This is a genomic window from Cytobacillus sp. SAFR-174 (assembly GCF_051964675.1).
GTDB lineage: Bacteria > Bacillota > Bacilli > Bacillales > Cytobacillaceae > Cytobacillus.
The window spans coordinates 193610-206246 of the sequence record NZ_JBQCMZ010000006.1 but is presented as its reverse complement, the minus strand read 5'-3'; the positions used below and the strand labels follow the sequence as shown (position 1 = coordinate 206246).

Annotated in this window: 11 protein-coding genes; 10 read left to right on the top strand and 1 reads right to left on the bottom strand. The window is 42.3% G+C overall.

Annotation, left to right across the window (positions count from 1 at the left end; all coding sequences use genetic code 11):
- Window positions 1-77 precede the first annotated feature (77 nt).
- From hemE to ACTHRG_RS08970, 5 genes are all read left to right on the top strand, one after another.
- A complete protein-coding gene (hemE, locus tag ACTHRG_RS08990) occupies window positions 78-1124 on the top strand; it encodes a uroporphyrinogen decarboxylase (protein ID WP_048010698.1) in 1047 nt (348 codons plus the stop codon).
- 120 nt (window positions 1125-1244) lie between these two features.
- Window positions 1245-2177: a ferrochelatase gene (gene hemH, locus ACTHRG_RS08985; RefSeq protein ID WP_076261147.1), complete on the top strand. Its 933-nt coding sequence runs from the start codon at window positions 1245-1247 to the stop codon at window positions 2175-2177.
- A 79-nt stretch (window positions 2178-2256) separates the two neighbouring features.
- Window positions 2257-3696, top strand: a complete 1440-nt coding sequence (gene hemY, locus ACTHRG_RS08980; protein ID WP_076261149.1) for a protoporphyrinogen oxidase — start codon at window positions 2257-2259, stop codon at window positions 3694-3696.
- 113 nt (window positions 3697-3809) lie between these two features.
- A complete protein-coding gene (locus ACTHRG_RS08975) occupies window positions 3810-4382 on the top strand; it encodes a TetR/AcrR family transcriptional regulator (protein ID WP_035327005.1) in 573 nt (190 codons plus the stop codon).
- Window positions 4383-4454: 72 nt separating this feature from the next.
- The gene (locus ACTHRG_RS08970) at window positions 4455-6623 is read left to right on the top strand and encodes a YhgE/Pip family protein (protein WP_076261151.1); all 2169 of its coding nucleotides are present in this window, start codon (window positions 4455-4457) and stop codon (window positions 6621-6623) included.
- A 54-nt stretch (window positions 6624-6677) separates the two neighbouring features.
- Here the strand turns inward: ACTHRG_RS08970 and yhfH are convergent, their stop codons facing one another.
- Window positions 6678-6812 (bottom strand): protein YhfH, encoded by a 135-nt coding sequence (gene yhfH, locus ACTHRG_RS08965; RefSeq protein WP_076261153.1) that lies wholly within the window; start codon window positions 6810-6812, stop codon window positions 6678-6680.
- Between the two features lie 187 nt (window positions 6813-6999).
- Here yhfH and ACTHRG_RS08960 point away from each other — a divergent pair, with 187 nt between their 5' ends.
- The 5 genes from ACTHRG_RS08960 (at window position 7000) to ACTHRG_RS08940 (ending at window position 12586) form a co-directional block, all read left to right on the top strand.
- A complete protein-coding gene (locus ACTHRG_RS08960) occupies window positions 7000-7734 on the top strand; it encodes an MBL fold metallo-hydrolase (RefSeq protein ID WP_076261156.1) in 735 nt (244 codons plus the stop codon).
- 12 nt (window positions 7735-7746) lie between these two features.
- Window positions 7747-8736, top strand: a complete 990-nt coding sequence (locus tag ACTHRG_RS08955; RefSeq protein ID WP_076261159.1) for a lipoate--protein ligase — start codon at window positions 7747-7749, stop codon at window positions 8734-8736.
- Between the two features lie 191 nt (window positions 8737-8927).
- Complete coding sequence (locus ACTHRG_RS08950) at window positions 8928-10484, top strand: fatty acid--CoA ligase family protein (RefSeq protein ID WP_076261162.1); 1557 nt, start codon at window positions 8928-8930, stop codon at window positions 10482-10484.
- Window positions 10485-10608: 124 nt separating this feature from the next.
- Window positions 10609-11385: an enoyl-CoA hydratase-related protein gene (locus tag ACTHRG_RS08945; RefSeq protein ID WP_076261164.1), complete on the top strand. Its 777-nt coding sequence runs from the start codon at window positions 10609-10611 to the stop codon at window positions 11383-11385.
- A 190-nt stretch (window positions 11386-11575) separates the two neighbouring features.
- Window positions 11576-12586 (top strand): ABC transporter substrate-binding protein, encoded by a 1011-nt coding sequence (locus ACTHRG_RS08940; protein ID WP_076261166.1) that lies wholly within the window; start codon window positions 11576-11578, stop codon window positions 12584-12586.
- Window positions 12587-12637 lie beyond the last annotated feature (51 nt).

Below are 12637 nucleotides of genomic sequence, written 5' to 3'. Positions count from 1 at the left end.
ATCTTCGAGATTTCTAATTTGGTTACATATATATTACAATAATACGCAGACAAGTCTTGAAAGGTGGATAAAATTTAATGACGAACTCATTTAATGATACATTTCTGAAGGCAGCAAGAGGAGAACAGACAGAGCATGTTCCTGTTTGGTATATGCGCCAGGCTGGCCGCTCACAGCCGGAGTATAGAGCAATTAAAGAAAAATACTCCCTATTCGAAATTACACACCAGCCTGAACTTTGTGCTTATGTAACAAGGCTGCCCGTAGAGCAGTATAACAATGATGCTGCGATTCTTTATAAAGACATTATGTCACCGCTTCCAGCCATTGGGGTGGATGTGGAAATTAAATCAGGAATCGGCCCTGTTATATCAAATCCAATCCGTTCCAAAGCAGATGTAGAGAAGCTTGGTGAAATCAATCCGGAAGAGGATGTTCCATATGTCCTGGATACCATTAAGCTTCTTACTCAAGAGCAGCTGACTGTTCCTCTTATCGGTTTTGCAGGTGCTCCGTTTACTCTTGCAAGTTATATGATTGAAGGCGGTCCATCAAAGAATTACAACAAAACAAAAGCATTCATGTATGCAGAGCCTGAAGCATGGTTTGCGTTAATGGATAAGCTTGGAGAAATGACTATTACCTACGTGAAGTCCCAAGTCAAAGCAGGTGCAAAAGCCATCCAGATTTTCGATTCATGGGTTGGTGCCTTGAATGTGGAAGATTACCGCTATTTTATTAAGCCGGTAATGAATCGAATTTTCTCTGCCTTGAAAGAAGAGAATGTTCCGCTGATCATGTTCGGTGTAGGCGCAAGCCATCTTGCACTGGAGTGGCATGATCTGCCGCTTGATGTAGTGGGGCTTGATTGGAGACTTCCGATTCAGGAAGCAAGGGCAAAAGGCATCACCAAAACAGTTCAGGGTAATTTAGACCCTGCGATTCTCCTTGCACCTTGGGAGGTTATCGAGGAAAAAGCAAAAGCTATTCTTGATCAGGGAATGGCTCAGCCGGGTTATATTTTCAACCTTGGACACGGTGTATTCCCGGAGGTTAATCCTGACACATTAAAGAAATTAACTGCTTTTATTCACGAATACTCTGCCTCAAAATTAAGCAAGTAGCCTCCGGCTGGCTTAAAGCGATAGCAGGCTGCACTTGCATATTGCTATGAGCATTAGTTTTGGTAATCGATTATTTTTTTGGCACAATAAAAACTGGAGACAGAATTTGAGGTGGATGACATGGGTAAAAAAAGAATGGGTTTACTTGTAATGGCTTATGGAACTCCCTATAAGGAAGAAGACATTGAGCGTTACTATACACATATCCGCAGAGGAAGAAAGCCTTCTGAGGAAATGCTTGAAGATTTAAGAAGCAGGTATGAAGCGATCGGCGGAATATCGCCGCTTGCAGAAATTACTAAAGATCAGGCTGAAAAACTTGAGCAGCATTTAAATGATATTCAGGACGAGTATGAATTCAAAATGTATATTGGGTTGAAGCATATCGAACCTTTCATAGAAGATGCAGTTAAACAAATGCATGAGGATGGGATTGAGGAAGCTGTCAGCATTGTTCTTGCGCCGCATTTCTCAACCTTCAGCGTGAAATCATATAACGGCAGAGCCAAGGAAGAGGCTGAAAAGCTTGGCGGCCTTGAAATAAGGTCAGTTGAAAGCTGGTATAAAGAGCCTAAGTTTATTAAATATTGGGCTGATCGGGTAAAAGAAACCTTCGATAAAATGCCTGCTGACAAAAAAGATTCTGCAGTATTAATTGTTTCTGCACATAGTTTGCCGGAGAAAATCCTGCAATCCGGGGATCCATACCCGCACCAGCTGCAGGAAACAGCTGACCTCATAGCCGAACAGGCTGGTGTCAAAAACTATGCTGTGGGCTGGCAAAGTGCAGGAAACACACCTGAGCCATGGCTTGGGCCTGATGTCCAGGATTTGACAAGAGATCTTTATGAAAATAAAGGCTACAAAGCATTCGTTTACACACCTGTAGGTTTTGTGTCTGATCATCTTGAAGTGCTGTACGATAATGATTATGAATGCAAAGTTGTCACTGATGAGCTGGGAGCAAGCTATTACCGCCCTGAAATGCCGAATTCTCAGCCTGAGTTCATTGATGCAATGTCAGATGCCATTTTTAAATTGCTGAATAGATAAAGCGAAAATTCACTCAGTGGGGGCTTACTGCCTGTTAGACTGCGATAATGCAAAAAATTAGAAAAGAAGGCGATTTACCGTGCAGGGAGAGAGACAGAAAGTTATTGTTGCCGGAGGAGGAATTACGGGTCTTGCTGCAGCTTACTATCTGCAGAAGGAAGCTAAAGAAAAGGGCTTGGCTCTGGACGTTAAGCTCATAGAGGCTTCACATCGCCTTGGCGGCAAGATTCAAACAATAATACGAGACGGTTTTGTGATCGAACGAGGGCCCGACTCCTTTTTGGCCCGTAAGCAAAGTGCAGCGCGCCTTGCCAGGGAAGCGGGCCTTGAAAAGGAACTTGTGAGAAATACTTCTGGCAAGTCCTATGTCCTTGTAAGGCAGCGGCTATATCCAATGCCTGGCGGATCCATCATGGGCATCCCGACACAAGTTGCTCCCTTTATAACAACCGGCTTATTCTCTCCTGCAGGAAAGGCAAGAGCTGCGGCAGATTTTGTGCTGCCTCGCTCCAATCCTTCCACAGATCAGTCTCTGGGTGCCTTTTTCAGAAGAAGGCTTGGTGACGAAGTTGTCGATAATTTGATTGAACCGCTTCTCTCTGGCATATATGCAGGCGATATTGATCAATTGAGCCTTATGGCCACCTTCCCGCAGTTTTATCAGGTTGAGCAGAAGTATAGAAGCTTAATAATGGGAATGAAGAAGGCTGCAGGCTCTCAGCCGAAACAAGCCGGAACCAGCAAAAGCAAAGAAGGAATGTTTCTTACTTTCAAATCAGGGCTTCAATCACTTGTCGATGCCCTCGAAAGCAAGCTTGAACCCGGGACTGTGCTGAAAGGCCATCGCATTGAATCGGTTGTTAAGAATGGCGAAAGCTATACCGTTGAAATAAATGGGGGAGAAAGCCTTAATGCAGATTGCATAGTTATGGCTGTTCCCCACCATGCATTGTGCAGCATCTTCTCCGGCTGGGGACTTTTTGAGCAGTTTAAAGAAATGCCGTCCACTTCAGTGGCAACTGTAGCTCTGGCTTTTCCAGAGGATGCGATTGAAAGGGATATAGACGGAACGGGTTTTGTTGTTTCACGTCATAGTGATTACACCATTACTGCCTGTACCTGGACACATAAAAAATGGCCTCATTCTACCCCAAAAGGAAAAGTGCTTCTGCGCTGTTACGTTGGCAAAGCCGGGGATGAAGCAGTTGTGGATCTGTCAGATGATCAAATTGTTAAAGTTGTGCTCGATGATTTAAATAAAACGATGAATATTAATATGAATCCTGAATTTAGTTATGTAACCAGATGGAAAGATTCCATGCCTCAGTATACCGTTGGACATAAAGAACGCGTCGGACTGGCAAAGAAACAGGCGCAGGATGAGCTGCCGGGCATTTTTCTGGCAGGAAGCTCGTTTGAAGGTCTTGGTGTTCCTGACTGCATAGATCAGGCAGAAGAGGCAGTTCGAAATACAGTAGAATACCTGCAAAGCAACAAGCCAAAAGCTGTCCGTGTGTGACAGCTTTTTAAATTGGCATCATTTCAGGTTGCTTTTTCAAATAGAGTATGATAAATTACTCCTTGTACTAATGACCAAATCGTTCATTTAGTCATTTTCAAAGAGGTGAGTTTATGTCAGCAGATCGGAAACAGCAGATTCTTGAAGCAGCCACAAAATCATTTTCTCTTTTTGGCTATAAAGCAACCACTATGGACCAGGTTGCAAAGCTTGCGAATGTTGGAAAAGGCACTATCTATAATTTCTTTAAAAATAAAGAAGAGCTGTTTGATGAAATTATCCATACGCTCATCACGGAAATGAAAAATGCAGCCGATGAAGCGCTTGATCCTTCTTTGCCCTTTCACAAAAATGTTCATCGGGGATTGTATAAAATACTTGAATTCCGCATGAAGCATCAGCTTACAATCAAGCTTTTCCAGGAAGCAAAGGAAATGGGAACTCCTGCTGTTACAGATGTAATTGGGAAAGTGGAGGATGCGATAATTAAATATGTAAAAGACAAAGTTACACTTGCCATTGAAAGAGGAGAAATCCGGGAATGCGATCCGGAACTGACTTCCTTTGTCATGCTTAAGCTTTATATTGCTCTTATTTTTGATTGGGAGCAGCGTCATGAACCATTGGAAAAAGAAAAAATAGCTCTTCTTTTTGAGCAATATATTATGAAAGGATTATCGAACTAGATAGTCCTCTATTTTTTCAGAAAAATGACCAGATGAGAAAAATAGTCAAAAAGTAATTTGGAGGGATTTAAGGTGAAAAACAAACTTTTCCTTAAGGAGTTTTCAGCCATTATAAAAAACAAGAAGCTGCTGATTCCGATTATAGCAGTTATGTTTATTCCGGTTTTATACAGTGGAATGTTCCTGTGGGCATTCTGGGATCCATACGATCATTTAGATGATCTCCCGGTTGCCATCGTTAATGAAGATGCCGGTGCTGTATTGGAAGGAAATGAATTGCACCTGGGCAATGATCTTGTTGATAATTTAAAGGAAAGCAAGGACTTTAACTTTCAATTTGTTGATAAAGAAGAGGCATACAAGGATCTAAATGATCAGCAATACTATATGCTGGTTGAAATTCCCAAGGATTTTTCCAAGAATGCTACCACTCTGCTGGAAGACAAACCGCAGAAAATGAATCTGATTTACGTTCCCAATGAGAGCTACAATTTCTTATCTGCTCAAATCGGCGGGACAGCTGTTGAAAAAATTAAAGCGTCACTGTCAGAAAAAGTAACTGAAACATATGCAGAAACCATGTTTGATAAGGTAGGGGAACTTGCAGATGGCATTGGACAGGCAAGTGATGGTGCCCTTCAAATCAGTGAAGGAGCAGCTGATCTAAAGGACGGATCCAGAACCTTGCATGAGAAGCTTGAGCTTTTGGCCAATAAATCCATTGAGTTCAATAACGGTGTAAGCACAGCAAGCAAGGGTTCTAAGGAAATGGCAGAAGGAGCTAAATCTCTTTCAGAAGGTTTAGGCAAACTTGCAGGAGGCCAATCGGAATTGAGAAATGCTTCTGATCAGCTAAAGTCAGGTAGTGAAGATCTTTCTGCAGGTGTTACACAAACAAAAGAAGGAATCTTAACGGTAAAAGAAAAACTTCCAGTTATGATCGATGGAACCGAACAGCTTGAAAATGGAGCAAACACATTATCTTCATCTCTGGAGCAATGGCAGACGGAAGCGCAAAAGCTCAGCGGAGGCACTGCTCTTTTAGAACAAAGGCTGCAGGGCATCTTATCGCAGCTTCCAGAAGGTTCTCCTGAAAAGGCTGAGCTTCAGACTGCACTTGCACAGCTGAAGACCGGATCAGCCCAGCTTGCCGAATCAGCCGGCAAACTATCTGGTGGAGGAGCTGAATTGTCCCAAAGAATGGGGCAGTTAAAGGCAGGACAGCAGCAGCTCCAGCAGGGAATAAATCAGCTTGCCCAGGGAACAGCCGAGCTGGAAAATGGCTCCCTTAAGCTGGTACAGGGCCATAAAGATTTCGATGCAGGAATGGAAACATTTGCTCAGAAGTTTGGTGAAGCACAGGCCGGAGCAGACAGGCTGGCAGGCGGTGCAGCAGATTTGTCAGGAGGTCTTGGCAAACTGACACAAGGTTCAGCTGCATTTGCAGACGGCTCGAAGCAGCTTGAAGCTGGTGCAGGCAAAGTTGCTGAGGGTAATTCACGAATTTATGAAGGATCGTCTGAGTTAGCAAATAAATTAGCCGATGGCGCTGATAATGCTTCTTCAGTAAATGCCAGCGATAAAACATATAACATGATGGCAAATCCGGTGGAAATAGATAATGAGAAGATTACAGAAGTACCAAATTATGGTACGGGATTTGCACCTTATTTTCTGTCTCTTGGTCTTTTTGTTGGAGCTCTGCTGCTTTCCATTGTATTCCCGCTCAGGGAACCGGCTGGCGTTCCGCGCTCAGGATTCAGCTGGTTTGCAAGCAAGTTTGGAATTCTTGCAGGAATAGGCATTATTCAGGGTCTTATTGCAGCGATGATTCTATTGCTGGGACTTGGCCTGGAAGTGCAGAGTGTCCCATTGTTTCTTCTTTTTACAATCCTAACCAGCCTGACTTTCATAGCGCTTATTCAATTCTTTGTCACTGTCATGGGTGATCCAGGCCGGTTTGTTGCGATCATTATTTTAATACTCCAGCTGACAACAAGTGCCGGGACTTTTCCACTTGAGCTGATTCCTAATGCACTTCAGCCAATCAGTTCATATTTGCCTATGACCTATTCTGTTTCCGGTTTTAAGGCAGTCATTTCAAGCGGCAATTTTGATTTTATGTGGGAGAATGCGGTAATTCTCCTGAGCTTTGGAGCCTTGTTCATTGCAGGATCTTTTGTTTACTTTACTGCCATGCACAAGAAAAGATTTGCAGCTGCTGCAGAGCAGACTGATTGATTATAAGTAAAAGCAAAGCCAGCCCTGTATGGGGCTGGCTTTAAATATATTATTCTATAAATCTGTCATTCCCATGCACTTTTCACACTTGTTTCCGTAGCATTCATGCTGTTCTTCGATCGACTTCCCGCATTCTGAACATTGTTTTGCCGGCAGGTTTCTGAAAAACTCCATAATGTTTTGAATCATGTTGAAGCCTCCTAATTTGTGTTTTTGTTCTAAATAGTTTGATTATTTAAGTTCATTGTATTATAACAGTGTTTTTGTGTCAACATCTGTTTCAATACAATTTTAAAAAAGTGAAAAAATAGGCATAATCGAGTATATTGGACATAGGAAAGCCAGGTTATCCAGTTATAGTAGGAGGGAATTTGTGATGAAGTTAACTGTAATCGGCAGCTGGGGCGGTTATCCTAAAGCAGATGGGGCCAGTTCCGGGTATTTGCTGGAGCATGAAGGATTTCATTTGCTGGTAGACTGCGGGAGCGGCGTGCTTTCAAAAATGCAGAATTTTTTCCAGCCAGAAGACTTAGATGGGCTGATTATCTCGCATTACCATCCAGATCATATTGCGGATATAGGAGTGCTGCAGCATGCAAGGCTCATTCAGGGCTTCCTGGGCAAGAAAACAGCTGCACTCCCGATTTATGGACATTCTTTCGACCAGCCTGAATTTGCCAAACTTACATATAAGGATATTACTAAAGGAGTTGCCTATGATCCTGAAGGCACTCTCACAGCAGGACCATTTCAAATTCGCTTTATGAAAACCAATCATCCTGTGCCATGCTATGCAATGAGAATTGAAGCAGGCGGCAAATCACTTGTTTACACGGCAGATACTTCTTATAAAGAAGAGCTGGTGGCATTTAGCGAAAATGCTGATCTATTAGTTTGCGAGTGTAATTTTTATGGGCATCAGAACGGGGGAAATGCGGGGCATATGACAAGCCTGGATGCTGGAACATTGGCAAGCCTTGCAAAGGTGAATAATCTGCTGCTGACACATTTGCCTCATTATGGTGAACTTCGAAAGCTGAAGGAGGAGGCATCGGCTAAATATGCCGGTCCTATTTCTATAGCGGATTACCAATGGTCTCATATATTTTAAGGAGGAAAACTGATGCTTTTTATCGACAACCAGGGAATCACAGATCCCAGAATTAATCTTGCCATTGAGGAATATGCACTAAAGAATCTTGATATTGAAGAAACCTATTTGCTGTTTTATATTAATGAACCTTCCATTATTATCGGAAAAAACCAGAATACAGTAGAAGAGATTAATACGGAATACGTTGAGGACAATGGCATCCATGTTGTCAGAAGGCTATCTGGAGGAGGTGCCGTTTATCATGATTTAGGCAATCTCAACTTCAGTTTTATTACAAAAGATGATGGTGATAGCTTTCACAACTTCCAAAAGTTTACCGAACCGGTTACAGAAGCTTTGCAGAAGCTTGGTGTGAATGCTGAATTAAGCGGCCGGAATGATCTGATGGCAGAAGGCAGAAAAATATCCGGGAATGCCCAGTTTTCCACCAAAGGGAGAATGTTTAGCCATGGCACCCTCTTGTTTAACTCCGAAATTGAAAGTGTCGTTTCAGCGCTAAAGGTAAAGAAGGATAAAATTGAATCAAAGGGCATTAAATCAATTCGAAGCCGGGTTGCTAATATCTCGGAGTTCCTGGACAAAAAAATCACGATTGAAGAATTTCGCACTTTGCTTCTAAAGAATATTTTTGGAGATTTAGGTGAAATTCCGGAGTACAAGCTTACGGATGAGGACTGGGAAAGAATTCACCAGCTGTCCAGGGAGCGCTATCAGAACTGGGATTGGAATTATGGAAGATCACCTAAATTTGATCTTCAGCATTCTCATCGCTTCCCAGTTGGTCAAATTGATATCAGACTTAATGTCACAAAAGGAAAAATTGAGGGATGCAAAATATATGGGGACTTCTTTGGGGTTGGCGATGTAAGTGAAATAGAAAACAAGCTAACAGGAATTCGCTATGAAAAGTCAGAGATTGAAAAAGCTCTTGAAGGAATGGAAATCAAGCATTACTTCGGTAATGTGACTAAAGAAGAATTCGTCAACCTGGTGTATTAAAGAGAGAGCTGGCATAATGCCGGCTTTTCTTATTGTTATATAAGTTCTTGCGAGCCAGTCACTCTGAAAAAAAGAAATTGTGAAAGATTCGCTTTCCTACTTGAATACGAAAATTTCTTTCAATATAATATATTTAGAAAATTTATTTAATAAAAATGAATGACTATTCATTCATTATAGGGGGAGTGTAAATGAATTTAACAGAGCAGCTGCATGAAACGGCGATTAAGATGGGCGATAAGACTGCCTATTATTTTATGGATCAGTCCAGTACGTACGCTGAGCTTGATGGTGCTGTAACCAAATTTGCGGATGGGCTTTCAAAGCTGGGAGTGAAAAAAGGGGATCATATTGCTCTTTTACTGGGTAATTCACCGCATTTTGTTATCGGCCTGCATGGAGCACTGCGGCTTGGAGCAACTGTTATACCGATCAACCCAATTTATACACCTGATGAAATCGGCTACATTGTAAATAATGGTGATGTAAAAGCGGTTGTCACGCTTGATCTATTAGTGCCTTTAATTGAAAAGATGCATCAGGCGCTTCCAAAGGTAGAGAACTATATTATTTGTGATACACCCCAGGGACAAGCTTCAGAACAGGATCTCTCTGCATTATCTGCTTTTTCAAAAATGAAATCGTTTACACAATTAATTGCTTTAGGAGATATTGGGTTTAAGGGCCCTGAACTCGAAGAAGATGATACAGCCGTTATCCTGTATACATCCGGTACGACAGGAAAGCCAAAAGGTGCCATGCTTACACATAAAAACCTCTACAGCAATGCAAAGGATGTAAGCGACTATTTACACATGAATGAGAATGACCGGGTTATTACTACTCTGCCTATGTTCCATGTTTTCTGTTTAACGGTTGCTCTCAATGCACCTCTGATGAATGGGGCTACCATTTTAATAGATCCAAAATTCAGCCCGAAAGAGATTTTCAGGCTAGCAAAAAAATATGAACCTACAGTTTTTGCCGGAGTTCCGACCATGTACAATTTCCTTCTTCAGTATGAAGATGGCAGTCCGGAAGATCTGAAATCATTAAGGCTGTGCATATCAGGCGGTGCTGCCATGCCGGTTGCGCTTCTCCATGGTTTTGAGAAAAAATTCAATGTCATTGTATCGGAAGGATACGGTCTTTCAGAAGCTTCTCCGGTTACATGCTTCAATCCGCTTGATAAACCGCGTAAAGCAGGCTCGATCGGGCAATCCATTATGAACGTTGAGAATAAAGTCGTAAATGAATTGGGAGAGGAAGTTTCTGTTGGCGAAGTTGGTGAATTGATCGTACGCGGGCCAAACGTAATGAAGGGGTACTACAAGCTGCCGGAAGAAACCGCGGCCACAATCCGTGACGGCTGGCTTTATACAGGAGACCTTGCAAGAAGGGATGAGGAAGGCTATTTTTATATCGTTGACCGTAAAAAGGACCTTATTTTAGTCGGCGGCTATAATGTGTATCCGCGGGAAGTGGAAGAGGTGCTCTATAATCACCGGGAGGTCGTAGAAGCTGCTGTATTGGGCGTGCCTGACCCGAATCTGGGTGAAGCGGTAAAGTGTTATGTAGTAACAAATAACCCCCAGCTGACAGAAGAATTGCTGCTCGCATACTGTGCAGAGCATCTGGCTAGATATAAAGTGCCATCATCGATCGAATTTTTAGAGGAGCTTCCAAAGAATACAACTGGCAAAATCTTACGAAGGGCATTGAAGAATCAGGTTCTTCAGGCTAAATAGGCTTTAAGGGCAGGCATGGCATGTGTCTGTCCTTTTCTATTCTTCATTTGAATTGCTAAGTTTGAAAGGGTTTTCGCGAAATTTATCGAATTATTAGGTAGCAAAAGAAAGAGGAGAGATACATATGAGTTCTATTGCAGTCGAAAAAAAAGGTCATATTGCGGTAGTAACAATTAACCGCCCTGATGCAATGAATGCTTTTAATTATGAAACTTTGTCGGAGCTCCAGGAATCAGTTGAAAAACTGCGCACCAGTCCTGATGTTCGTGTTGTTATTTTTACAGGGGCTGGAGAAAAAGCATTCAGCGTCGGAGCGGATCTTAAAGAGCGCAGGACATTATCTGATGAGGAAGTACGCAGGAATGTATATAAAATAGGTGAGGTATTCTCCCTGGTGGATCAGCTTCCACAGCCTACTATTGCTGCCATAAACGGTTTTGCGTTCGGAGGCGGGATGGAATTGGCACTATCCTGCGACTTCCGCATTGCAGTTTCCGGCACATCCATGGGACTTACAGAAACAAGCTTAGCCATCATACCGGGTGCAGGAGGCACACAGAGGCTTCCAAGACTGATTGGCCAGGCTAAAGCCCTTGAGTTAATTTTGACGGCAAAGAGGCTCACCTCTGAAGAAGCGCTTAATTACGGCATCCTTACTAAAGTGACTGAAAAGGATAATTTATTAAATGAATGCTTTGAGTTTGCCGGACAAATGCTTAACAACGGGCCAATTGCCCTTCAGCAGGCTAAATTTGCTGTAAAGCATGGCATGGGTGTTGATTTGCAGACTGGGCTGCAGATTGAAAGGAAGGCATACGAAGTTATTATCCCAACGGAAGATAGAGTTGAAGCTCTTTCAGCTTTTGCCGAAAAAAGAAAACCTGAGTTTAAAGGGAAATAAAATAAATTAGTAATATGAGACACCGCAGAATTTATTGCGGTGTTTTTTTATTAATATAATAAATTTTTTGAAAATTATTAAAAAATCACTTGAATCGTACAGCTATTGACTATATAATTTAGTGAATAAAAGCATAAAAGCATAAAAGTGCTGAAGTAAAAAGATAGAGATTAAAGGGGGATCAACCAGTATGTTAGAGAGAGTAAAAACATTTAAAGCTATAGCAGCGGCAGGCCTTATAGGAACTTTACTGCTAAGCGGCTGCGGAAGTGATAGTGCAAACGGGGAAGCCGGCTCTTCGGATAAAGAAAAGGGAGAGTCAATTAATATAGGAGTTACTCAGATTGTCGAACATCCTTCGTTAGATGCGGCGCTGGAGGGCTTTAGAAAGGCATTGGAGGATTCAGGCATTAAAGCAAGCTACGATGTCCAGATTGCCCAGGGGGACCAGAATAATAATCAATCCATTGCCAATAATTTTGCCGGAGATGGAGTGGACCTGATCTTTGCCAACTCTACACCCAGTGCATTAAGTGCACTGAATGCAACGAAGGATATACCAATTGTATTTACTTCAGTAACTGATCCAGTGGGTGCGCAATTAGTAAAATCACTGGATGCACCTGAAGGAAATATTACTGGTACAACAGATACACATCCTGATGCGATACCCAGCATGGTTAAATTTATAGATGAACAATTTGAGGCTGGAACGGTAGGTGTTATTTACAATTCAGGAGAACAAAATTCAGAGGTGCAGATTGATAAGGTGAAGGAAGCACTTTCAGGTACAAATATGAAATTGGCCGAAGCTACCGTATCCAATTCTTCTGAAGTGAAACAGGCTGCAGAATCACTTGTCGGAAAAGCAGATGCCATCTATATTATTACCGATAATACTGTCGTTTCCGCTTTGGAATCTGTCATTCAGGTTTCAAACGACAATGATATCCCGCTTTTTGTGGGAGAGCTGGATTCTGTTAAACGCGGGGGATTTGCTGCATACGGATTTGACTATGAAGATATCGGATATGAAGCCGGGGAAATGGCGGCAAAAATTTTAAAAGAAGGCAAGAAGCCATCCGAACTGCCTGTCCAATATCCGCAGAACCTAAAGCTGGTAATCAATAAAAAGGCTGCAGAAGAAATGGGCATTGACTTAAAAGATGAATGGAACGGGCTTGCTGAGTTTGTGGAATAGAACCAGCACCAGCACTTAACCACCAGTGCTTGCGTTTTTCTAATAGAAAGG

Coding starts and splice junctions, on each gene's coding strand:
- ACTHRG_RS08945 (WP_076261164.1), top strand. CDS start 10,609: ATGAGTTCTATTGCAGTCGAAAAAAAAGGTCATATTGCGGTAGTAACA.
- yhfH (WP_076261153.1), bottom strand. CDS start 6,812: ATGATTCAAAACATTATGGAGTTTTTCAGAAACCTGCCGGCAAAACAA.
- hemE (WP_048010698.1), top strand. CDS start 78: ATGACGAACTCATTTAATGATACATTTCTGAAGGCAGCAAGAGGAGAA.
- ACTHRG_RS08960 (WP_076261156.1), top strand. CDS start 7,000: ATGAAGTTAACTGTAATCGGCAGCTGGGGCGGTTATCCTAAAGCAGAT.
- ACTHRG_RS08975 (WP_035327005.1), top strand. CDS start 3,810: ATGTCAGCAGATCGGAAACAGCAGATTCTTGAAGCAGCCACAAAATCA.
- ACTHRG_RS08940 (WP_076261166.1), top strand. CDS start 11,576: ATGTTAGAGAGAGTAAAAACATTTAAAGCTATAGCAGCGGCAGGCCTT.
- ACTHRG_RS08950 (WP_076261162.1), top strand. CDS start 8,928: ATGAATTTAACAGAGCAGCTGCATGAAACGGCGATTAAGATGGGCGAT.
- hemH (WP_076261147.1), top strand. CDS start 1,245: ATGGGTAAAAAAAGAATGGGTTTACTTGTAATGGCTTATGGAACTCCC.
- ACTHRG_RS08955 (WP_076261159.1), top strand. CDS start 7,747: ATGCTTTTTATCGACAACCAGGGAATCACAGATCCCAGAATTAATCTT.